The sequence below is a fragment of the Melghiribacillus thermohalophilus genome, from assembly GCF_004342905.1.
GTDB classification, from domain to species: Bacteria; Bacillota; Bacilli; order Bacillales; family Alkalibacillaceae; genus Melghiribacillus; species Melghiribacillus thermohalophilus.
Map to the genome: position 1 here is coordinate 46049 of NZ_SMAN01000009.1, position 22533 is coordinate 68581.

Annotated in this window: 20 protein-coding genes and 1 other annotated feature; of the genes, 5 read left to right on the forward strand and 15 right to left on the reverse strand. The window is 41.1% G+C overall.

The window, feature by feature from the left end:
• Window positions 1-32: 32 nt before the first annotated feature.
• The 4 genes from pepF to mecA all read right to left on the reverse strand — a co-directional run bounded on the left by pepF (window position 33) and on the right by mecA (window position 5790).
• On the reverse strand, window positions 33-1841 hold the full coding sequence (gene pepF, locus EDD68_RS07990) for an oligoendopeptidase F (protein WP_424399160.1): 1809 nt from the start codon (window positions 1839-1841) through the stop codon (window positions 33-35).
• Window positions 1842-2061: 220 nt separating this feature from the next.
• Window positions 2062-3255, reverse strand: coding sequence for a competence protein CoiA (locus tag EDD68_RS07995; RefSeq protein ID WP_132371724.1), 1194 nt, complete (start codon window positions 3253-3255; stop codon window positions 2062-2064).
• A gap of 181 nt (window positions 3256-3436) precedes the next feature.
• Window positions 3437-4948 (reverse strand): cardiolipin synthase, encoded by a 1512-nt coding sequence (gene cls, locus EDD68_RS08000; protein ID WP_132371725.1) that lies wholly within the window; start codon window positions 4946-4948, stop codon window positions 3437-3439.
• 158 nt (window positions 4949-5106) lie between these two features.
• On the reverse strand, window positions 5107-5790 hold the full coding sequence (gene mecA / locus EDD68_RS08005; protein ID WP_132371726.1) for an adaptor protein MecA: 684 nt from the start codon (window positions 5788-5790) through the stop codon (window positions 5107-5109).
• Window positions 5791-6175: 385 nt separating this feature from the next.
• On the opposite strand from mecA, the gene EDD68_RS08010 reads away from it, so the two are divergent.
• Complete coding sequence (locus tag EDD68_RS08010) at window positions 6176-6841, forward strand: TerC family protein (protein ID WP_132371766.1); 666 nt, start codon at window positions 6176-6178, stop codon at window positions 6839-6841.
• A gap of 103 nt (window positions 6842-6944) precedes the next feature.
• Here the strand turns inward: EDD68_RS08010 and spxA are convergent, their stop codons facing one another.
• Window positions 6945-7340 carry a transcriptional regulator SpxA gene (gene spxA, locus EDD68_RS08015; RefSeq protein WP_132371727.1) on the reverse strand — a complete coding sequence of 132 codons (396 nt, stop codon included), beginning with the start codon at window positions 7338-7340 and terminating at the stop codon, window positions 6945-6947.
• Between the two features lie 222 nt (window positions 7341-7562).
• The gene (locus EDD68_RS08020; RefSeq protein ID WP_132371728.1) at window positions 7563-8156 is read right to left on the reverse strand and encodes a GNAT family N-acetyltransferase; all 594 of its coding nucleotides are present in this window, start codon (window positions 8154-8156) and stop codon (window positions 7563-7565) included.
• Between the two features lie 160 nt (window positions 8157-8316).
• Here EDD68_RS08020 and EDD68_RS08025 point away from each other — a divergent pair, with 160 nt between their 5' ends.
• Window positions 8317-8499 (forward strand): hypothetical protein, encoded by a 183-nt coding sequence (locus EDD68_RS08025; RefSeq protein WP_132371729.1) that lies wholly within the window; start codon window positions 8317-8319, stop codon window positions 8497-8499.
• Between the two features lie 184 nt (window positions 8500-8683).
• Here the strand turns inward: EDD68_RS08025 and EDD68_RS08030 are convergent, their stop codons facing one another.
• The 6 genes from EDD68_RS08030 to EDD68_RS08055 all read right to left on the reverse strand — a co-directional run bounded on the left by EDD68_RS08030 (window position 8684) and on the right by EDD68_RS08055 (window position 16099).
• Window positions 8684-9907 carry a putative glycoside hydrolase gene (locus EDD68_RS08030; RefSeq protein ID WP_243646800.1) on the reverse strand — a complete coding sequence of 408 codons (1224 nt, stop codon included), beginning with the start codon at window positions 9905-9907 and terminating at the stop codon, window positions 8684-8686.
• A gap of 199 nt (window positions 9908-10106) precedes the next feature.
• Complete coding sequence (locus EDD68_RS08035; RefSeq protein ID WP_132371730.1) at window positions 10107-11042, reverse strand: ABC transporter ATP-binding protein; 936 nt, start codon at window positions 11040-11042, stop codon at window positions 10107-10109.
• A complete protein-coding gene (locus tag EDD68_RS08040) occupies window positions 11039-12112 on the reverse strand; it encodes an ABC transporter ATP-binding protein (protein WP_132371731.1) in 1074 nt (357 codons plus the stop codon). The genes EDD68_RS08035 and EDD68_RS08040 overlap by 4 nt, the downstream gene beginning before the upstream one ends.
• Window positions 12113-12131: 19 nt before the next feature.
• A complete protein-coding gene (gene opp3C / locus EDD68_RS08045; RefSeq protein WP_132371732.1) occupies window positions 12132-13307 on the reverse strand; it encodes an oligopeptide ABC transporter permease in 1176 nt (391 codons plus the stop codon).
• Window positions 13307-14236 carry an oligopeptide ABC transporter permease gene (gene opp3b, locus EDD68_RS08050; protein WP_132371733.1) on the reverse strand — a complete coding sequence of 310 codons (930 nt, stop codon included), beginning with the start codon at window positions 14234-14236 and terminating at the stop codon, window positions 13307-13309. The genes opp3C and opp3b overlap by 1 nt, the downstream gene beginning before the upstream one ends.
• A gap of 129 nt (window positions 14237-14365) precedes the next feature.
• Window positions 14366-16099, reverse strand: coding sequence for a peptide ABC transporter substrate-binding protein (locus EDD68_RS08055; RefSeq protein ID WP_132371734.1), 1734 nt, complete (start codon window positions 16097-16099; stop codon window positions 14366-14368).
• A 377-nt stretch (window positions 16100-16476) separates the two neighbouring features.
• Here EDD68_RS08055 and EDD68_RS08060 point away from each other — a divergent pair, with 377 nt between their 5' ends.
• The gene (locus EDD68_RS08060) at window positions 16477-16824 is read left to right on the forward strand and encodes a DUF3899 domain-containing protein (protein WP_243646802.1); all 348 of its coding nucleotides are present in this window, start codon (window positions 16477-16479) and stop codon (window positions 16822-16824) included.
• Between the two features lie 57 nt (window positions 16825-16881).
• Window positions 16882-17120, forward strand: a binding site (T-box leader).
• Between the two features lie 110 nt (window positions 17121-17230).
• Complete coding sequence (trpS, locus tag EDD68_RS08065; RefSeq protein WP_132371736.1) at window positions 17231-18235, forward strand: tryptophan--tRNA ligase; 1005 nt, start codon at window positions 17231-17233, stop codon at window positions 18233-18235.
• Window positions 18236-18549: 314 nt separating this feature from the next.
• On the opposite strand, the gene EDD68_RS08070 is transcribed toward trpS, so the two are convergent.
• Together EDD68_RS08070 and EDD68_RS08075 are read right to left on the reverse strand one after the other, a co-directional pair.
• Entirely contained in the window at window positions 18550-19317 is a 768-nt protein-coding gene (locus EDD68_RS08070) for a YjbA family protein (protein ID WP_132371737.1), read from the reverse strand.
• Between the two features lie 100 nt (window positions 19318-19417).
• Complete coding sequence (locus EDD68_RS08075) at window positions 19418-19621, reverse strand: YuzI family membrane protein (protein ID WP_132371738.1); 204 nt, start codon at window positions 19619-19621, stop codon at window positions 19418-19420.
• A 195-nt stretch (window positions 19622-19816) separates the two neighbouring features.
• Here EDD68_RS08075 and EDD68_RS08080 point away from each other — a divergent pair, with 195 nt between their 5' ends.
• Window positions 19817-20803, forward strand: coding sequence for an LCP family protein (locus EDD68_RS08080; RefSeq protein WP_132371739.1), 987 nt, complete (start codon window positions 19817-19819; stop codon window positions 20801-20803).
• A 477-nt stretch (window positions 20804-21280) separates the two neighbouring features.
• Here EDD68_RS08080 and fabF read toward each other — a convergent pair whose 3' ends face one another.
• Window positions 21281-22522 carry a beta-ketoacyl-ACP synthase II gene (gene fabF, locus EDD68_RS08085; protein WP_132371740.1) on the reverse strand — a complete coding sequence of 414 codons (1242 nt, stop codon included), beginning with the start codon at window positions 22520-22522 and terminating at the stop codon, window positions 21281-21283.
• Between the last annotated feature and the right edge of the window lie 11 nt (window positions 22523-22533).

Below are 22533 nucleotides of genomic sequence, written 5' to 3' on the forward strand. Positions count from 1 at the left end.
TAACCTTTTTGATTTCGCCATGTTTGAGATGTTTATTTGATTAGCTTTTCCAGTTCATTCAACTTTTCTTCGAACACATCAAGAGCGGCTAAAATCGGCTGTTTCGATGTCATATCTACTCCCGCACGTTTTAACACTTCGATCGGGTAATCGCTGCTTCCTGCTTTCAGGAATTCAACATATCGGTCAACAGCAGCCTTACCTTCTTCAAGAATTTGTGAAGATAGGGCTGCCGCCGCAGAAAATCCGGTGGCATACTGGTATACATAGTAATTATAGTAAAAATGCGGGATACGCGCCCATTCCAGTCCTATTTCTTCGTCAACCACCATTTGATCACCGAAGTATTTCTTATTTAAATCGTAATAAATTTTCGTTAATTTATCAGCAGTTAACGCTTCGCCTTTCTGTACCCTTACATGGATATCATGTTCAAACTCAGCGAACATCGTCTGGCGGTAAACAGTGGCACGGAATCCTTCAAGGAAGTGATTCAGTAAGTATAGTTTCTCCCGCTTGTCTTCTGTTTCGTTTAACAAGTAATCATTCAGCAGGTTTTCGTTGGTCGTAGAGGCTACTTCCGCGACAAAAATGGAATAATTTCCGTAGCGATATGGCTGATATTTTCTCGTGTAATAACTATGAACAGAATGCCCTAATTCATGAGCAAGGGTAAACAGATTGTTCACGTTGTTCTGCCAGTTCAACAAAATATACGGATTGGTTCCATAGGCTCCTGATGAATAGGCCCCACTTCTTTTTCCTTTGTTTTCCTCTACATCGATCCATCGGTTTTGAAAGCCTTCCTGAAGAATTTCCAGATATTCTTCTCCCAGAGGTTTAAGACCTTTCAGGACAAGATCCTGTGCCTCCTCATAGGTAACCTCCATTTTCACTTCTCTTACCAGAGGCGTATAAATGTCGTACATATGAAGTTCATCCACACCCAGAATCTCTTTTTTCAATCCAATGTAACGCTGCAGCAGATCAAGCTTTTCGTTTACCGCTTCAACCAGATTATCATATACCTTTTCGGGAATGTTATTTGGGTTGAGCGCTGCCTGACGGGCGGATTCATAATTACGAATTTTGGCATAGAAATTGTCTTTCTTTACACTTCCGCTTAGTGTTGATGCAAAGGTATTCTTATATTTTCCATAAGTATCATACATGGCTTGAAAGGCATCTTTTCGGACCCTGCGATCAGGTGATTCCAGAAAGCGGATGTACCGGCCATGGGTTAGATCCATCTCATTTCCATCTTCATCTTTAATTGCCGGGAAAGTTAAATCAGCATTGTTTAGCATGCTGAAGGTTTGAGAAGGATTGGATGCAACTTCTGAAGCTTCTGCGAGAATAGCCTCTTCCCTCTCATTTAATACATGGGGGCGCTGACGAATCGTATTTTTTAAATAATGTTCATAAAGCTTTAATTCGTCATTGTTTTTTAAAAATGCGTCAATCTGTTCATCACTCATAGATAATATTTCTGGAGTAATGAAGCTCATGGCACTGGACACCTGGGTAATTAAATTTTCGGCACGACTGTTCAAATCCTGATAAAACGAATTGGTTGTATCCTGGTCATAACGCATATGGGCATATGTAAACAATTTCCCAATCCGCATGGAAATCTCATCCTGAAATTTTAGCAGTTCAAGCAATTTTTCGGACGATTCAGATAGTTTTCCTTGAAATTTTTTCACTTCTGGATACAGTTGTTTCATTGCTTCAAACTCTTTTTCCCAGTCTTCATCTGACGCAAAAATATCTTCAAGCTTCCATGTCCGTTCTTTCGGAACTTCATATCTCTCGGGCAATTGTTTTGTGCTTTTTGCCACCTTCATCCCTCCTCATTTTCTTCTCTTTTCAACTTCTTGATTAGTCGTGGAAAATCCTTCTATATTTTAAACCATATTCAAAACTTTATCCATTTTATCCATCCATAGGGCCATGGGAAGACATTAGACCCAACGGACAAACTTTGAAACATCGCCTTTAACTTTTCCTTTCAAGTTCAATTTCTTTCCTGCATAAGCCTTCAGGAGCTCCTTAAGGATATTACCTTCTCCTGCAGTGCGGGGATGTGTTGGATGAACAGGATAAAAGAAACTTTATAAGTGTTTTGTCTCCATCGAATGCCTGTTCCAGAGTTTTGAAAAACGTAAAGTTCCGGACTTTCCGGAATCTATCCGGACCGATTTGATCGAAATAGCCGCACTTGCACAAAAGATGGAGATATTCTTCAACGGGGGTGGGACTCCGAAGCACAAATGGAAGATCAGTAGAAAAGGAGTTATGTCGGTTCATGACATGAGAAAGTTGTTTAATAGAAAAGACGCTTCCCACTGGCATAGGATGAAGGAATAAAAGAACTATTTTACTTTGCCAGATATACGGAGGAGGTTTGATATAAAAATGATGGGGGGTAGGCAGGTGAATGGCCGATGGGAGATGCTGAGGGTGATATCCCAGCTGATAAAGCCATTGTCTGAATTCATGGTCATCATGGCTAAAAAATCTGGAACGATAAGTTCTGAATTTAATTTTTTCGTTTAGCCACGAGGAATAAATCCATGAATCCGGCTGACGCTCAACCTGAAAAAGATGAGAAAATGATATCCGGGACAAGGGATATCGGCGGAGAGTGCCATAGAATGATGATTTGACGGGGTAAGGCTGCTGAAGCATAAGGATTGCCTTGTCTTCAGGATTATAAAAATATAAAACTGGTGGAAAACGTGCATCCCACTCGTAAAAGAAAAAGCGTTCATAGTGGGTTAAGTTTATTTTCGATGCTTTGGAAGTAGCTCTCCTCTTTTTCCCGGAAATCCAGATTGGCGTAATACCCATACGCTGATAGGATCTCGTCCGTTTGATAAGCATTTCCCGGGAAATCGATGAACATTGGTACTCCAGGGCAAACCATCTGTTTCTCCATTTAACTAAAATATCGGCTCTCTGTTGAATACGTGGCAGATAATATTCGAGAACTGCCGGGATATCCTGCTCCATTAACCAGTTCATCAAATCTATTTTTCCCTGTCTATGCTTCTCTCCCTCCCCTTTTCGTTCTGTGCAGGCACTATTTTGAAAATGGGCGAAGTGGGGAATCACCTGATCACCGGCACGGATATACACGTTCTCCTGACAGACAGGACAAAAAAAGCTCCGCGACTTCAATCTTTTAATCTCTTCCCGGGAATACCTGTACAAAACCACAGGTTTCCCCTGATCATCGTAAGCCGTTAACATCTAAACCCTCCTTTTTGTGTGATCCACTCTACATTCTTTCATTCCTGCTCCTGAAAACACAGACTTATCCTGCTCGAAGCCTCTCGCATATTTCAGCATGAAAAGCCTGTTTGCTCATGAATATCGAACGAATGACGGGGAGGGAAGACCTCCCGAACAAAGATGAAATGCACTTAAACAATCAAAGGAGTGGGGAGAGGAGTCGGCAGGTGGATTCCAGAAGACGTTTATAGACTGGACGCCTTCTGAAATTCCGGAGGTGTATGAGGTTGGACTTTTTAAGGTCTGCTTTAAAATCGTCCACCAGCTTTTTCATGCTGCCGGTTTTATACAAAAAGGCATTCACTTCAAAATTCAAATGAAAACTTCTCATATCCATATTGGCTGTACCGATTGATGCTAGCTCCTCATCAACAATAATGATTTTGCTGTGCATAAACCCTTCTTTATACTCATATATGTTCACACCTGCTTCCAACAGTTCTAAAAAATATGATCGGGAAGCATAAAAAACAATTCGTTTATCCGGACGGTTTGGAACTAACAGCCGGACATCCAGGCCGCTTAGAGCAGCAACTTTCAAAGCGGTCAAAATATCTTCGTCCGGGATAAAATACGGTGATGCAATCCAGATGGAATGTCTGGCAGAAACAATCATCGAAAAAAACACGTTTTTAATCACTTCCCAGCGCCCATCAGGTCCGCCTGCTATCAGCTGTACTCCCCCTTCCCGCCGGATATCTGATAACTCCGGGGATAAATAGGACTGTTTTATCATCTGCTTTCCTGTCATGTAATACCAGTCCCGCAAAAAAATTAATTGAAGGCTCCGTACAGCTTCACCTCTTAAATATAAATGGGTATCCCTCCATTTTCCATAATATGGATTCCGTCCCAGATACTCATCGCCGATATTTAAACCGCCGACAAATCCTACTTTGCCATCAATGACGACGATTTTCCGATGGTTGCGAAAATTAATTTTGTTGTTTAAGAATGGCGCCTTTACAGGTGAAAAAGGAATGAATTCGATCCCTGATTCCAGTATTTCCTGTTTATAATTTTTCGATAGTTTCCAGCTTCCGACGGCATCATATAGAAAACGGACCTCTACCCCTTCTTTCGCTTTCTGAATGAGCAGGTTCTTCAGTTCATTTCCTATTCTGTCATCCCGGACAATGTAAAATTCCAGATGTATATGATGACGTGCTCCCTTAATGGCATCGAATATGGCAGAAAAAGTTTCCTTGCCATTGGTTAAAATTTTAGACTCCGTATCAAAGGAAATCGGGGAACTCCCCATTTTCTGCGCGAGGTTCAAAAGCAGTTTTTGATGTTCCCCCATTTTTGACCATATTTCCTCATGAATGGAACGGTTTCCCTCAACTTTACGAAACGCCTGCTCATCCAGTGCAGCTTTTTCCGCAAACATTTTCCGTTTACGATAGTTTTGTCCAAAAAACAAATAAAAGAAAAAGCCTACTACCGGGAAGGCAGCGAGTACGATAATCCAGTTCAGCGTCTGTCTGGGATTACGATTTTCCATAAAAATAATAAATCCTATGAGGATGGCAGATACCGTCATAAAAAGAGAAAAAAATGTCAAAAACCAGCTGGCCCAGTAATCATCCGTTATGTATAACACAGATAGTAAGATGCCAATAAACAATAAAATTTGTATACGTTTTACCATTTTTATGACCTGCCTCACTTCTGTTCTTTTTCTACATTTCTTTACGTCATGGTATGGTCATTTGTTTCACATGTCCTTTTGATTTCACTGGAAAACCCTTGCTTCTGACACAGCAAGGGTTTGATCAGTCATATTTCCATATACCTGCCTGCTAACTTTTATTGAAAATAATGTTTGATTTGTTCCAGTGCATGATCAGCAAAAATAATCTTTCCATATTCCTGCAGCCGGAATATGGTGATTCCCGTTTCTTCCCCAAACTCAAGAACAAGGCTCAAAATATTTTCCTGTTCCTCATCATCCATATTCTCATCATCAAATTGAATACACAAATAATAGGAATCTTCAAAGTGGAACAAACGATCCTGGAATGGATAATTTGATTCGACCGAATGACTGAGCTGGATGGCATCTTCAATATCTTCAAATCGGACAATAAAGGAAAGTTCATTTTCCAGGTCCGGATGCATATCCACTTGTTCTTCGGTATCTTTTTTGCTCTGGAACTTTTGTTCAAGAAGCGCTTCGATCTTATCATCCACAGGCATTTCAATGGTTTTGCCATCTTCCTGAGGCAATTCCAGCTTTTGTCCGTCTTTGGACATCTGAGCTTTTGTAACTACAATTTCCAGCCCTTTATCCAGAGCTTGTACTTGTATCCAGAGTGGCCCATCTATTGTAAAATCCTCTTGATCATTCACTTCATCCATCATTTCCCAGAAAAGCTGCTCGCTTTTTTCCCGATTGTACCAGATTTCATCCCGATCAAAGCCCCGATCTTCTATATCCATATAGGATATATAAAACTTCAGGGTATTCTCGTTTATACGCTCGATTTCCATACTTACCTCTCCCTTCTTTAAGGTAATAATGGGAAGGAAAATATATCTGTAACACCTGATTACCATCTCCTATAATCATACAATTCACCAATCACCTCATGAACTCCTTCATCGGATGAGCACAGAAAAAATATTTATTTCATTATTATACTCGATTATGCAACTGTTCTTATTTATATTTTATGATATTTTTTCGAATATTGAAAATAGAAACGCTTCGTTTAATAAAAATCAGCAATAGCCGCTTCACCTTGACAGGATTCATTCAATCCTCTATATTTGATTAGGTCCATTATTGCTTATCATAAGTTTGGTAACACATTTTACATGATTTTGTTCCATTTGTCACGAGGTATATGCTGGGAGGTTTAACAGGTTGGAGTTCTTGGATATTGAAATGCTCAAATCGATTTTAATCATTATCGGTATTGATTTAGTTCTTGGCGGAGATAATGCCATTGTCATTGCTCTTGCAAGCCGAAATTTACCAAAACACCAGAGAAATAAAGCAATCCTGTGGGGAACTGGACTGGCCATTGCGGTTCGGGTGCTGTTAACTGCTGTAGCACTTTACCTTTTAAATATTCCGTACTTAAAGTTTGTCGGGGGTTTTCTGCTGATCTATATCGCCATCAAACTCCTGACCGACAAAGAAGATGAAATAGAAATCGAGGCACAGGACAACCTGTTTTCTGCAATCAAAACCATCGTGTTTGCTGATATTGTCATGGGTTTTGACAATGTTCTTGCCATTGCAGGTGCATCACACGGAAATATCTGGCTTGTTATTTTTGGACTTCTGGTTTCGGTTCCTGTGATTATCTGGGGAAGTAAGCTGATTCTTTCCTTTATGGAACGTTTCCCGGTTACGGTTTACATCGGTGCAGGAATTCTCGCCTATACGGCTGCTGAAATGATTCTTGGCGAAAAACGCCTGGCTCCTTTTTTTGAGGAATATCACTTCTTGCACTTCCTGTTACCAATAAGCATCATCTTATTTGTGATTGTCTACGGGTACCTCGCAAACAAAAAGCAGGGCAGAACAGTGTGATTTTGATTCGATTTCTCCTGTTTAGCATCAGGCCCCTATGACATCAAATAAATGAAACCCTTGCAGCTTTATTCTGCAAGGGTTTTGCTTGTTAAATCAAGATTTAATTGACAAGCCGCTGTGCTTCACGAAGCTGAAATGTACGTACAGTTCTAGGCAGGAAACGACGAATTTCATCCTCATTATATCCTACCTGCAAACGCTTTTCGTCAAGGATAATGGGCCGGCGCAATAAACCAGGATTGTCCTGTATCAAACGGATTAAATCCTTTAACGGCAGCTGATCTAAATTGACATGAAGCTTTTGAAAAGCTTTTGAACGTGTAGATATAATCTCATCGGTCCCGTCTTCGGTCATCCGTAAAATACCCTTCACTTCATCTACCGTAAGCGGTTCAGAAAAAATATTTCTTTCCTTATAGGCTATGTTATGTTCTTCCAGCCATGCTTTTGCTTTACGGCATGATGTACAGCTTGGTGAAGTAAATAAGGTAACCATATGCTTCACACTCCTTTAACAAGGAAAAATTTATCCAAACAACCAGTTGATTTTAACACATATCAAATTAAAATTACTCTAATTTTAAACCTTATTTATAGTATACTACATTTCCGAGTAAAACGTAAGGTGTTATATGAAATCTTTAACATTTATCCGCAAAAAATCATATGAAAAGGACTGACCCTTTTCCATATGGAGTCAGTCCAAGGATGGCACATGTTATTTAATATCTTCCGTTTCACGTATATCTTCAAAAATATTTTCTTCACGATTTTCGTCAAAGGTAAGAACTTCATCAGTTGGTTGAAATGATTGTCCGTAAATTTCTTCATCTTTATAAGTATGAATATGTTCATACATTTTTTTCATCTTTTCATAAATCGCTTCTTCGGATTCATCCTGTGGGGACCAGTACAGAATTTCCATCTGATTTATTTCATTTGTAGCGAGTGATCTGCGTTTGTACCCAATCGATTGAGCGTGTTTAAAACCTTCCCGCTGATAGAAGCGGAGTCTTTTTTCCGTATCTGTGTCATCGTAGTCCACTGGTTCTACTTCCAAAATAATCGGTTTTCCCTTTTCTTTTAATTTCTTCATTAATTTGTGCCCAATTCCCTGTCCCCTCGCTTCTTTAGAAACGTATACATAGTCAATAAAAATAAACGTATCAAATTCAGCATACATTAAAACATGATATTTGCCTTCATCCTTATGATAGACGTCTCCTTTTTCCTGAAGCAAAGTCTCCATATGTTCCTTTGATTTCATTTCCTCGACTGGAAAATACTGATTCAACTTTTCATACCAATTCATTGATTTGCAATCTACTCCTTATTTTTTGATTCGTTTCCCATTATAACGAAAGTTTGACCATATGTTAAATCTGGTCAAATCTTCGTTATATAAAATACCCACTTTCAAAAAAGCTAAACATCATCTACAATAGTATATAAATGAGGATGGAGGGAAAAATATGAAGCTTTTTTTAATGGATTTTTTTCTCTTCGCTATATTGATTGTGGGGCTCACAGCTTTTCTGGCTGTAATACCGCAAAAAATTGGTGAAAGCGTATTTGGCCGAAAGCAAAAGCATCAATATCCTGATTACACAAAAAAATTTCAGAAAAACTGGCCGAAACAAATCCGTGAAAAGTAGGATTCCTTGTGACAATCTATTATGTTAGACTGCGGAAATAACGCGCATTTTGTTTAGAACAGCGGAAGAATAATGCAGCGAATCTCTTGCGGTCTGTAGTACCTGGCAGGCCAGCAGTTACGATGCCTCTTTTTAAAAAAAGCTATCTTACGGACATTTGCCCTGAAAGATAGCTTTTTCTTCATTAATCAAGCGGAGTATAATCCACATTCGGAGTATATTTATTGGCTGGGTTCCAGATTAAAAATTCCTCGATTCCATTTTCATTTAATGCCCGAATTTGAGCTTCCACTTCTTTTTTTCCATATTGAGTAACCGGTTCGTTATGATATAGCCACGGTGCTTCAAAATCCTGTATCCACGGTCGGGAAACAGGCGGTGGATCTAATTCGCCAAGACGTCCATTTTCCACTTTTGCATATTCGGTTACCAGTTTGTACGGCTGTTTATCAGGAAAAGATATACCAAAATATGACGTCCAGTGGCTCGGATAAATCATGGAAGAGATCACATCGACATGTGAAGCTATCTTAGTAAAGTTTTGACCGATGCCCGGTGCTTCTGGAATAGTTGCTGAATAACCGAATATATCTACGGATAAATCCACGTCATATGGTTCAAGCTTCTCTTTTGCATATGCAACAAAATCGGTTACAGCTTGTACCCGTTTTTGTACATTGTCCATATCTAAATCTTTGTAGTCGCCTTCGGAATAGCTAAGGATTTTATCCCTTTTTTCAAACCCTTCCGGAAATCGTACATAGTCAAACTGTATATCTTTAAAACCTAATTCGGCCGCCATAATGGCAATATCCACATTGTAATCCCATACATCCTTTATGAATGGGTTCACAAAAGCTTCTCCCCTGTTGTTTTTCCATACCGTTCCATTTTCTTTAAATGACCATTCCGGCTTCTGTTGGGCCAGCCAGGTATCTTTAAACACTACAATTCGGGCAATGGGATAAATTCCTTCTTTTTCAAGACGCTTTAGCAATGCCCGTGGATCATCGATATAGTTTGCCCCAATATCATGAAAAGGAGAATCTTTATCTGGTTTAAAGGTTAAATTTCCGTGATCTTCTTTGATATCAATGACCATGGCATTTAAGTCCGTTTCATTTACGAGTTGAATTAACTCTTCGAAACGCTGTGTGCCAGCTGTGGGGCCTGTTACATAAATCCCTCTGACGGCATCCGGGTATTCGAATTTAAGCCCCGAATCAAATACAAACCTTGGAACTGGATCAGGCAGCACCAGTTTTTGAATTCCAAGCTGATGCATCGCATGATGTCTGGACATATATTTTTGCTTCTGATCCGCATAAGAAAGCCTGTGAATGTCTGGTATAAGGAGCAATAATGCAAAAATGAGCGGTAACATAGAATGGATGTGTTTTCTCTTCAAGCTGGTTAACCCCCGTATTTTTTATTTTTATTTTCTTATTTATCATTATAGTAAAAATTTGTAGAAAATTGGGAGGTAATTTTTAAAATTTCTTATTCATATCCTATGCAATCTGTCACCTGATTTTTGATGTTTCAGCAAAAAAAATATAAAATTCCCCGGCCATATGATGACAGCTGGGGAATTTATAGATAATGGTTTATTTATTTTCCATTTCTGCTTTATACTGTTCAAATTCTTTCGTTGTACATAGCACCCAGTGACCTGATTTAATTTCTCGAAATTCGGGTTCTTCACTCGTATCATGCATGGAAGGGTCATATGGTACCCTTTTGCGATTTCGTTCGTAATCCGGATCTGGCAGAGGAATTGCTGATAACAGTGATTTTGTATAAGGGTGAATCGGATTTTTATACAATTCGTCGCTATCTGCCAGTTCCACCATTTTCCCAAAGTACATAACTCCGATCCGGTCACTGATATATTTAACCATGGAGAGGTCATGGGCAATAAACAAATAGGTTAAACCGCGGTCGTTCTGAAGCTTTTTCAGCAAGTTCACTACCTGGGCCTGAATGGATACATCTAGAGCAGAAATAGGTTCGTCGGCAATAATAAATTCTGGTTCAACCGCAAGGGCGCGGGCGATTCCAATACGCTGACGCTGACCACCGCTGAATTCGTGAGGATAACGGTTAGCATGCTCTTTATTTAGTCCGACAGTCTCAAGCAGTTCGTGTACCCTTTCCGTCCGTTCTTTATCGTTTTTAGCAAGTCCATGAATATCAATGCCCTCAGCAATGATATCCTTGACAGTCATACGCGGATTCAATGATGCGTATGGGTCCTGGAAAATCATCTGCATTTTACGGTTAAATTTCTTCAGTTCTTTACGGGATTTTTTGGCATGAACGTTTTCACCGTTAAACCAGACTTCACCATCAGTTGCATCATAAAGACGGATAATCGTACGCCCGGTTGTGGATTTACCGCATCCGGACTCTCCAACAAGCCCAAAGGTTTCTCCTTTGTAAATATCAAAGGTTAAGCCGTCAACCGCCTTGACCACACTATGCCGGCCAGATTTAAAATATTGTTTTAGGTTCTTGACTTCAAGCAATTTTTCTCGGCTCATGACTCATCACCTTTCTTTTCATCCACGCCGGGTGCTGTTCCAGTCTTCGCAAAACCTTTCATTCGGCGTTTGACAGATTCGGGCGGTTCCACATCCGGTGCATGTTCATGAAGCAACCAGGTTGCCGCATAATGCGTATCCGATACTTTAAACATGGGCGGCTCCTGTTCTAAATCAATTTTGAGTGCATAAGGATTTCGGGGAGCGAATGCATCTCCCTTCGGAGGATTGATTAAATCTGGAGGGCTTCCAGGAATAGCCACCAGTTCTTCTTCCGTATTATCAAGGGTAGGCATGGATCCCAGCAATCCCCATGTATACGGATGTTTTGGATTGTAAAAAATATCATCAACGGTACCGATTTCTACAATTTTTCCTGCATACATAACAGCTACCCGATCAGCCACGTTTGCAACCACACCTAAATCGTGGGTGATAAAAATGATTGAAGCTTCGGTTTTTTTCTGAAGATCTTTCATGAGATCCAGAATTTGTGCCTGTATCGTTACATCCAGTGCGGTCGTCGGTTCATCCGCTATTAATATTTTTGGGTTACAGGCAAGGGATATCGCAATAACCACACGCTGTCTCATACCGCCGGAGAACTGGTGAGGATACTGTTTAATCCGTTCCTGAGCATTTGGAATACCTACCAGTTCCAGAAGCTCAATGGCACGTTTTTTAGCATCTGTGCGATTCATTCTCTGGTGTTTGATCAGACCTTCCATGATCTGATTGCCGATTTTCATCGTCGGATTCAAAGAAGTCATGGGATCCTGGAATATCATGGAGATATCTTTTCCGCGAATTTTGGTCATTTCTTTCTCAGATAGCTTCGCCAGATTTTTTCCGTCAAACAGGATTTCACCTTTTTCAATGTTTCCTGGAGGGCTCGGAATTAATCCCATTAAAGCCTTTGTTGTAACGGATTTCCCGGATCCGGACTCACCAACAATAGCAAGGGTTTCACCTTTATATAAATCAAAGTTCACTCCACGTACCGCCTGTACTTTACCGCCATACGTATCAAAGGAAACCGTTAAATCTTTAACTTCCAACAATTTTTCCATATCTATTCACCTTCCCTTCCTATTCACGCATCTTAGGATCCAGCGCGTCTCTGAGACCGTCAGCCAGTACATTAAATGCAATCATTAACAAGGAAATCACGATAGCCGGAAACACAAGCATATACGGATAGATCTGCAACGACTTAAAGGCGTCATCAATTAATGTTCCTAAGGATGCAAGCGGCGGCTGAAGTCCTAAACCGATAAAGCTTAAGAACGCTTCAAAGAAAATGGCATTTGGAATCGTAAACATCGTTTGAATAATAATCATTCCAGTGACATTCGGGATTAAGTGTTTATTAATAATCCTCGAATCAGTCGCTCCAAGGGTCCGTGATGCAAGGACAAATTCCTGACTTTTCAGTTTCAAAATTTGCCCCCTGACAATCCTCGCCATGCCAACCCATCCTGTAATCGTTAAGGCAATGGTAATGGCGATCAGTCCCGGGTCAAGCAGGATAATCATTAAAATAACGACAACTAGGTTAGGAATACCTACCAGCACTTCAATAATACGCTGCATATAGTTGTCCACTCTTCCGCCGTAATAGGCAGAAATTCCACCGTAAGCCACACCGATCACCATGTCAATGGCTGCCGCTAATATACCGATGTAAAGGGAAATTTGTGTACCTTTCCACGTTCGGGTGAATAAATCACGTCCCATTGCATCCGTACCAAACCAGTAATAATGTTCTTCCAGTCCCCGGGCTTCATAATCATTAAAGGTAATTTCGACTTCTGCCCAGCGCTCATCTGGATTCGGGCGGCTGGCATCATATTCCCGGACAACTTTGTGAGTGTAATCGATACCGTCCAGTTCAAACGCCTCTATTCCCCGCTGAAGGGCATCTTCCGGATCTGCCCCCTGTACGGCTACGGTCCGAGTTCCATTCAGCCCCAGCCAGTCGAGCCACTCCACATTTTCAATACCGGGTACCCGTGGGGGGAGGTTTTTGGCGTCATAATTGGTTTCATCGAACTCATATTTGTTCATATATGGGCCAGCTATTGCCATAAATCCAATAAATAGGAGTGTGATCAGACCCAAAACAGCCGCTTTGTTTTTTTTCAGACGGTTCCAGGAGTCTTTCCAGTAGGAAATCTCCGGACGTCCCAATTCTTCCCCTTTGTCTGATGAAATGTCAGCAGGCTGAAATAAATCTTTTGAAAGTTCTTTATCTTTTTTTGCCATTATTCTTTCCCTCCTGTCAGTCGAATCCGAGGGTCTACTACCACATAAAGCAAGTCAACAATTAAAATGACCACAACAAATAAAATGGAGAAGAACATGGTCGTTCCCATAATCATAGCATAATCATTCATTTGAATAGAGCGGACAAACTGTTCTCCAATTCCAGGAATGGCAAAGATTTTTTCGATTACCAGGGAACCGGTCATCATCGAAACGACAAGGGGCCCCATAATGGTAATTACTGGAATGAGCGCATTGCGGAGTCCATGTTTAAAGGTAACGACACTGTTTTTCAACCCTTTTGCTCTGGCCAGTACGATATAATCTGAGCCTAATACTTCAAGCATTTCTGTACGCAAGAACCGCTGGGTAACGGCCAGTGTAAACATGGCATTGGCTATTGTAGGCAGGATAGTATGCTTGAAGGAGTCCCAGAAGGAAACAGGGAACCAGCCAAATTTTACAGCCAGATAATACTGAAGCAATCCGGCGAATACAAACGAAGGGATTGACTTTCCCAGAATGGCCATCAAATTTGATGAATAATCATATGCTGTGTTTCTCTTAATTGCAGAAATGAGACCGAGAATTAACCCAATCACGGTTCCAAAAACAAGGGACTGAAAACCGAGCTGTGCAGAAGGTCCAATTCTGTCCATGATCAGGTCTTCTACTTTCCGGTTGTCAAACTGAAAAGAAATCCCCATATCTCCCTGTACAAGACCAAAAATATAATTGGCATACTGAACTGGCAACGGGTCATTGAGACCATACTGTTCGTATAAAGCTGCCTTCTGGGCTTCAGTTAATTTATCTTCCATATTAAATGGAGTCCCGGGCAAAAGCTTCATGAGAAAGAACGTGGCTGTAGCAATTAAAAACAACGTAATAATCATATATATGATACGCTGTGTAATATATCTCGCCATGAAGTGCACCTCCTGATCGTTATGAAAATTTTCAAAAAAATTGCCGAATTACAGGGAAAAAGAGAGTATATGTCTTTTGGACACGACACATACTCTCTTCCAACAACCCCATTTTATAATGATAGCTAATTACTTTTCAATCGTTACATACTTGAAGCTGAAGTCAGGGCCAAATGGGTTAAGCTCCATGTTCTTCACATATGGCTGCTGAAGGAATGAACGTGCTCTCTGGAACACGGGTCCAATTCCCACTTCATCCATCAGGATTTGTTCAGCTTGAACCATAGCTTCCCAGCGCTTGTTCTGATCTTGAGCATATTCGGTCTTCGCAAGCTCGATCAGCTCATCGAACTGTTCATTTGAGTAGCTACCATCATTGTAAGAACCATCCGTTACAAACAGGTCCATAAATGTCATTGGATCCAGATAGTCAGGACCCCATCCGGAGAATACGACTTCAAACAATCCTTCACGGCTTAAGCGAAGACGCTCTTTAAACGGAACGTTCTTCAGTTCAACCGTTAAGCCCGGCAGGTTGTTTTCCCACTGATCTTTGAAGAATTCAGTTGTAAGTTTAGACGTTTCTGTGTCCCCAGACATGAACGTAATGGTTACTTCATCAAAGCCAAGTTCTTCTTTGGCTTTTTCCCATGCTTCCTGAGCACCTTCGATATCAGAAACCAGGTGATCACCGCTCAGGTCACGGAAATCTTCACCCGTTTCAGGATGTTTAACAAATTCTTTCGGCACTAAGCCATTAGCAGGTACAGAGTCATTCTTGTATACCACGTCAATGAATTCCTGCTTGCTAAATCCGGTAGCAAGAGCACGACGGAAGTTTTCGTTGTTCATGTACTCTGCTTTTTCAGCAGATTCACGGTTAAACTGCAGGTAGAAAGTAACTGGTTCCATGGCAGTACCGTAATCTGGGCGAGTTTTATACTGATCGATGAAGTCTCCTGATAAACCTACACGGTCAACTTCGCCGCTTTCATACAGGTTCACAGCAGTTGAGCGTTCTTTTACAACGCTAACTTCAATTCCATCAAGACCGACATTTTCTGCATCCCAGTAGTCGGGATTCTTCTCTAGAGTCCAGCTTTCTTCGTGTTTCCATTCAGTCATGACGAATGGACCGTTGAAAATCATGTTTTCAACTTCAAGCGCGAAGTTTTCACCTTGAGATTCAACAAATTCTTCGTTTAAAGGAACGAAGACAGGGAACGCTGCAAAGGATTCAAAATATGGAGCCGGGTTCACCAGTTCTACTTGAAGGGTATAATCATCGACTGCTGTAACACCAAGCTCTTCGACTTTACCGAACATGTCAGGGTAAAGCGGGTTACCGTCTTCATCGGTAGCAGAAATTTCAGTTGCGTTTTTCACCAGACCGCTGAAGAAATAAGGACCATACTGAGATCCAGTTTCAGGGTCAATGGCACGTCTCCAGGAATAAACGAAGTCGTGTGCTGTTACCGGTTCACCATTGGACCAGGTAGCATCGTCACGAAGATGGAACGTCCAGGTTAAACCGTCTTCACTGACTTCTGTCTCATCTTTGTTCGCGAGTCCAGATACGATTTCACCGCCTGGAGCTACACGATATAGTCCTTCATAAGTAGCATCAATAAAGTTCAGTGCAACTACGTCAGTTGCTAATGAAGGATCCATAGTTGGAATTTCGGCACTTTCAAGGATGCGAAGAATTTTCTCTTCATCCTCACCATTTTCTCCTTCATTTTGTTCCTCATTGCCTGTATCATCGCCGGCGTTTTCGTCTCCATCATCGCCGCCGCACGCTGCGAGGAACATGCTTAGTACTAAACCAAGTACTAAGAGCAAAAACCATTTTGTCTTTTTCATGGCGTTTAATGACCTCCCCAAAATTGAATTTTCTAAATTTTTGTGCAGATAAAGCATCTACGTTTCAAATTATACAAGTTTTCTTACATTTTTGCACCCCTTTTTTAGAAAAAAATAACGAACCCCTATTCATGATAGCGATTGGATTACAATTTTTAGGTCAATAGTCCTATATTTCGTCACATTCCTAAACGAGCCGTTTATTTCCAGATCCATCTATTGTTTACATTTTAAAGGATGTTTAACTCGCACTTTCGGCATAGTACAAAGTGTAGTTTCAGGAATCGATGATTGAAATTCATGCTATAATAGTAGCGGTAAAATAATATATTACAGATAGAAAGAGGATTTGTATAACCGTGATTAGAAATAAATGGATGGTTTTATTCATCAACGTCACCATCGCCGGAATTGTATTCTGGCTCAAAGCACCGGTCTATAATCTGTTTCATTTTATTAATAGCGTATTTTATGTAGGATCGTTTTATTTTTTTATCGGGCTTGTCCTGCTTGTCATCAGGGGTAAGTTTTTCGACGGGATCACGTACAGTTTTCGCCGGTTTATTCATAAAAGCTCTAAAAATCCGGATTATTTAGACGATTGGGAGGATAAACCCCTCCCCTCCGAAAAAATTCATGCTGAGTTCATGAAGTTTTTTCTCTTCCAGGGTGCAATGCTGATGGCCATTATGGTATTTTTGTTATTAGCCTATTATACTTTTTAAAGCTTCTGTTGCATTTTGAATCATTTTTTTCTATAATCGTTTAAACAAAAGAACAATTTGAAGGCGATGAAAAAGCGAAAGTACACGGAAACCTCTGCTTACCAGAGAGCCCGAAACAGGTGGAAGCGGGCAGCATGTTTTCGGCAGAAATTGGGGCTTTTGAGCTGTGATTCTGAACATTTCAAGTAAGAATCACCGCGACCCAGGCGTTAGTGGGGCTTCGATGAGAAGCAATGAGAGATCTCCTATCTGTCGGGAGATAACAAGGGTGGTACCGCGGTTCATTCGTCCCTTACCTGAAGGGAAAGAATGAACTTTTTTATTGTTTAAAGCTTCAGCACTTCAGCGAACGAATACCCAATCAATGATTTATTCAAAAAATTCCGTAGAGGGGTGTGTGTAAACCATGAAAACAATCTTTTCAGGCATACAGCCGAGCGGTATGCTGACTATCGGCAACTACATCGGTGCCATGAAGCAATTTGTGGAGCTTCAAAATGATTACAACTGTTATTTCTGTATTGTCGACGAACATGCTATCACAGTACCACAGGACCGTTTAAAGCTGAGACAAAATATTCGGTCCCTGGCTGCGCTCTATCTGGCATCCGGAATCGATCCGGAAAAATCTACCCTTTTTATCCAGTCTGAAGTGCCCGCCCATACACAGCTGGGCTGGATGATGCAGTGCGTTTCATACGTCGGCGAACTGGAACGGATGACCCAGTATAAAGATAAATCGAAAAAGCAGGAGGCAGTCACTGCTGGTCTTCTCACCTATCCCCCGCTGATGGCCGCAGATATTCTCCTGTACAATACAGATATTGTTCCTGTTGGGGATGATCAGAAACAGCATATTGAGCTGACCCGGGACCTGGCTGAACGGTTTAACAAAAAATATAATGATATTTTTACTGTACCCGAGCCGCGCATTCCTGAAACGGGTGCACGGATTATGTCGCTGCAAAATCCGGAGAAAAAAATGAGCAAATCTGATGATAATCAGAAGGCTTCCATTTTTATGCTTGATGACGAGAAACAGATTGAAAAGAAAATTAAAAGTGCTGTCACTGATTCTGAAGGGGTTGTGAAATATGATCCTGAAAACAAACCTGGTGTATCCAATTTGTTAACGATTTATACATCTTTCAGCGACTACTCCATACAGGAGCTGGAACATAAATACGAAGGCAAGGGTTATGGGGAGTTTAAGCAGGACCTTGCTCAAGTTGTCATCGAGGGAATCAAACCGATCCAGCAACGCTATATTGATTTGATTGAATCGGATGAACTCGACGAAATTCTTGACATGGGGGCTGAAAAGGCCAGCCTGGTTGCCGAAAAGACACTCCGAAAAGCAAAAAAAGCCATGGGGCTTGGCCGGGTGAAGAGCAAAAAATATGAAAAATAAAATGAACATTTATAACCAAAAATAGTGCCACCACGTTTGTCCAGGGTGGCACTCTTCTTATGATTAGGGGGTTGCCGTCAACCGGAAAGTCTGCTCTGATGCTTGTCAACACGTCTATCTTTATATCCTAGAACACATTTATTCTCTTTCGGAACATCCATATTGAACAACTGCACCCTTGAATTGACAGCTCATCTTTTCGAGTCAGCGTTCTTCTTGAAGAGGTATGTTCTTATTCACTATTCCTGTTGCAGCCATTTTCCATCATATTCCGTCCGTAAAAAGGAAATACTTATGCTCCCTGTTGGTTAACTTTACTTATAAGCCTCATTTGACGATGAAGAATTCACATGTCCATGTTCTAACTCCCAGATTTTCTCAAAAAACGGCTGCCCCTTTGACATCTTCTGGCATAATTCCTCATGGGATTTGCTCCAGCCATGTATTAAATCGCTATAGAGCTCTTCCCAGGCTTGATCAAAATCCATGTTCTGAATCTTTTCATATTGATATGGACGCCATTCCGTAAGCCAGTATCTGATTTCGGCCAGTTTGGCGGTTTGTTTCATCTGATCGACCATCATCATTAACAGCTGTTTAAGCTGGCGCTCTTTTCTCGTTAAGCCGACCATGTATTCAGGGGGTAAAGACAGAAGGTGATATTCTTTTTGAGCTGTTCGAGTAAAGGAATACGAAGCCGGCTCCATTTTCTCGATCATATCGTAAACCAGTCTTTCCTGACGAGGGATCAGGCGACTCTTGCGAACAGGAACCGAGTAGCCCATCGTATCCACCGCTATGATCGCTGTCCCGTCAGATGCTACGAAGGCATACTCGAGGGGAATTCGCTTCTGATTTTTCCTTAAATAAGACCTCTGGTATACCTTGTCCAATAAAGGTTTTGGCAGATCCTGCAGATCATTCTCTATATAGTCATAAAGGGACGAGGTAACATACAGCAGCGGAACCTGATCAAGCAGTTCAATTCCGTCTTCTTTACGCCATTCATGAAATGGACAGACATTATATCCATTCTCTTCACCTTCAAACCAGTTGACCCAGACATCATGCAAATACATCATAAGCCAAAGACCCTCACTTTATATTTTCATCCTTCTAGCCCTCATTATGAACCATGTATGGAATTTTTATTCTTATCATCCTGTTGTTTACAAACAAATTTTATTCAGAGGGAAAGAAATAGATCGATATGGCAATAATCACAATTCCTATAGGGAAGAGATAACATTCAGGTCTTGTACTAATAAAGAGCAAATAATTCGTCCAGGTTAATCCAGCGGGAAAAAAATTCATGTATCCGATTAAACTGACGCCTCCAGCGATCGTTAGCCCAAACCCAATTAAAAACCAAAACATATACCACATGTTATCCTCCAGAGCATGTCCATTTTTTTTTTATTCATATATATGTCATAAAAAAACAATCATTCCCTGAAAATCCCTTTACTATTTTTTTATTAACGAGTAAATTAGATAATAGTGGCCTTTTTCAGATTCAGAAGAGGGGTCTTTCTTAAAAGAATGAAGATACACAGTATTTTGTAAGGAGAGGAAAACATCATGGCAGAAAGCCGTATGATGAAGAGGAAAAAAAGGCGAAAACGAAAAAGAAAATATATATTTTCATTTGTCATTCTGTTTTTTTTAAGCCTGCTGTTATATGGAGGATACGAGTTTATGGCAGGACAAGAAGAAGCCAGGGACCGGCTCAATGAAATGAATACAGATGATTCTAATAATCAGGGAAACCAGTACACGGACTTCAATCCAGCTGAACAACTAACCGATAAAATCAATGTTCTGCTGCTAGGCGTAGATTCCCGGGGGGAGGAAAAATCCCGTACGGATACGATTATGATTGGACAATACGACCCTGAGAAGGATACAGCCAAACTCGCCTCAATCATGCGTGACACATACGTGAACATTCCCGGTTATGGCTACAATAAAATCAATGCCGCTTTTTTCTTCGGCGGACCAGAACTGTTAAGGCAGACGCTAAAGGAAAATTTTGACCTGGATATTCATTATTACGCTATCGTAGATTTTCAGGGGTTTATTCATGTTGTAGATACCATTGCTCCCGATGGAGTTGAAATAGACGTAGAGAAACGGATGGTTTATCGTGATGATTCTGATGGAACTTACATCGACTTATATCCAGGAAAACAAACGTTAGACGGGGAAAACTTACTGGATTATGCCCGATTCCGCAATGATGCTGAAGGGGATTTCGGCAGGGTCAGAAGACAGCAGCAAATCATCAATACACTGAAAGACGAGGTCCTTTCCGTCGGAGGGATCCTCAAACTTCCCCGGGTTATTGGCACTATTCTCCCTTATGTGGAGACGAATATGAAAACATCGACGATTCTCTCACTGGGTAAAGATTATCTCCTTAATCCTATTGACAGCATTGAGACTATGACCATCCCGGTAGAAGGCAGCTTCTGGGACGAGACATATGATCATGCGGGGGCTGTACTGGCGATCGATGAAGAAAAGAATCGTCAGGCTATAAAGGAATTCTTTGAAACAGATAACTAGTCCCGCCTTCCTGAAGAGGCTCGAATAAAATTTCATAAATAAAATACTGGAAATACCCGAACTCATTCAAGGATCCTTGTATGAGTTCGGGTATTTTTTTGCTCGTCAAAATGTTCCGTTTTCCGAGGATACCGCTTAAGGTTTCCTGATGCAGTTCATTCGTCACCATCCCAGGGGATATTCCGCTCGTGCTATTCCCACAGAAGTCTACATAGGTTGACTTCGTGCATTTTTTTGCAAAACGACCATTCGTTCTTTATTGTCCTGGCCTCTTTCGTATGCACGTTTATAAGGCATCCTTGATGTAAACAGAAAAAATAGGGGCGTCCATCCATCCGGATTTTCATCCCCTTTTACGTGGATTGATTCTCAATGAATACGGTATTTTCACATACGATCAATGGGAGAGAAGGCTGTTTAATAAAAAAACTGTCACCAGGGAGATATCATTCCTGGCGACAGTTTTAGACTAATTGATTATTCTTCAAATTTCTTGAAAAGAAGGGCGGCGTTATGTCCGCCAAATCCCAGTGAATTTGACAGCACCGCTTTCACATCAGCTTCGCGACTTTTGTTCGGTACATAATCAAGGTCACATTCCGGATCTTCAGTTTCGTAATTGATTGTCGGCGGGATAATGCCTGTCAAAATAGTTTTTACGGAAATAATCGCTTCTATGGCACCTGCGGCCCCAAGCAGATGTCCGGTCATGGACTTCGTGGAACTGACGGCTAGCTGATAAGCATAATCTCCAAATACTTCCTTAATCGCATTGGTTTCATAAGGATCATTATATTCAGTGCTTGTTCCGTGAGCATTAATATACTGTATGTCTTCTGGGGTTAAGTGAGCATCATCAATAGCCTGCTTCATGGCACGGGCTGCCCCTTCACCGCCTGGAGCCGGCTGGGTGATATGATAAGCATCCCCGGTAGCTCCATAACCGACAATTTCAGCATATATTTTGGCTCCGCGTTTCTTTGCTGATTCCAGAGACTCCAGCACTAAGATTCCAGATCCCTCACCCATGACGAATCCATCACGATTTTTATCAAATGGGCGGCTTGCCGTTTTAGGATCATCATTGAATGTTAATGCCCTTGCTGCTGAGAAGCCTGCAAAAGCCATATTGGTCAGAGGTGCCTCAGATCCACCGGTAATCATAATATCGGCATCCCCGCGCTGAATCACTTTAAACGCATCTCCAATGGAATTTGCTCCAGATGAGCATGCCGTTACCGTACAGGAATTAATTCCCTTTGCTCCAAGAGCAATGGATACCTGTCCTGCGGCCATATCAGGAATCATCATCGGTACAAAAAACGGGCTGACTCTACGGTAACCTTTTTCTGCAAATTTATGGAACTGTTCTTCATAAGTTGTCATTCCGCCAATTCCGGATCCGATCCATACACCGGTCCGGGGAGCCAGCTCATCCGTAATTTCCAGACCTGCATCTTCAACAGCCATTTTTGCAGCAGCCATAGCATATTGTGTGAATAAGTCCATTTTTCTCACGTCACGTTTATCCATGTACAGAGTAGGATCAAAATCTTTGATTTCTGCTGCAACCTTGGCTGGAAAATCATCCGGATTAATCCTTGATACCCTGTTAATTCCAGAATGACCCTGAATGAGATTTTCCCACATGGAATTTACATCATTTCCGACCGGAGTAACTGCCCCCAGTCCGGTAACTACCACACGTCGATTAACCATTGAACATTTCC

Coding starts and splice junctions, on each gene's coding strand:
- cls (WP_132371725.1), bottom strand. CDS start 4,948: ATGGTAAAACGTATACAAATTTTATTGTTTATTGGCATCTTACTATCT.
- EDD68_RS08075 (WP_132371738.1), bottom strand. CDS start 19,621: ATGTGGTATATGTTTTGGTTTTTAATTGGGTTTGGGCTAACGATCGCT.
- opp3C (WP_132371732.1), bottom strand. CDS start 13,307: ATGGCAAAAAAAGATAAAGAACTTTCAAAAGATTTATTTCAGCCTGCT.
- opp3b (WP_132371733.1), bottom strand. CDS start 14,236: ATGGCGAGATATATTACACAGCGTATCATATATATGATTATTACGTTG.
- EDD68_RS08055 (WP_132371734.1), bottom strand. CDS start 16,099: ATGAAAAAGACAAAATGGTTTTTGCTCTTAGTACTTGGTTTAGTACTA.
- fabF (WP_132371740.1), bottom strand. CDS start 22,522: ATGGTTAATCGACGTGTGGTAGTTACCGGACTGGGGGCAGTTACTCCG.
- EDD68_RS08060 (WP_243646802.1), top strand. CDS start 16,477: ATGGTTTTATTCATCAACGTCACCATCGCCGGAATTGTATTCTGGCTC.
- EDD68_RS08035 (WP_132371730.1), bottom strand. CDS start 11,042: ATGAGCCGAGAAAAATTGCTTGAAGTCAAGAACCTAAAACAATATTTT.
- EDD68_RS08025 (WP_132371729.1), top strand. CDS start 8,317: ATGAAGCTTTTTTTAATGGATTTTTTTCTCTTCGCTATATTGATTGTG.
- spxA (WP_132371727.1), bottom strand. CDS start 7,340: ATGGTTACCTTATTTACTTCACCAAGCTGTACATCATGCCGTAAAGCA.
- EDD68_RS08020 (WP_132371728.1), bottom strand. CDS start 8,156: ATGAATTGGTATGAAAAGTTGAATCAGTATTTTCCAGTCGAGGAAATG.
- EDD68_RS08070 (WP_132371737.1), bottom strand. CDS start 19,317: ATGATGTATTTGCATGATGTCTGGGTCAACTGGTTTGAAGGTGAAGAG.
- EDD68_RS08040 (WP_132371731.1), bottom strand. CDS start 12,112: ATGGAAAAATTGTTGGAAGTTAAAGATTTAACGGTTTCCTTTGATACG.
- EDD68_RS08080 (WP_132371739.1), top strand. CDS start 19,817: ATGGCAGAAAGCCGTATGATGAAGAGGAAAAAAAGGCGAAAACGAAAA.
- mecA (WP_132371726.1), bottom strand. CDS start 5,790: ATGGAAATCGAGCGTATAAACGAGAATACCCTGAAGTTTTATATATCC.
- EDD68_RS07995 (WP_132371724.1), bottom strand. CDS start 3,255: ATGTTAACGGCTTACGATGATCAGGGGAAACCTGTGGTTTTGTACAGG.
- trpS (WP_132371736.1), top strand. CDS start 17,231: ATGAAAACAATCTTTTCAGGCATACAGCCGAGCGGTATGCTGACTATC.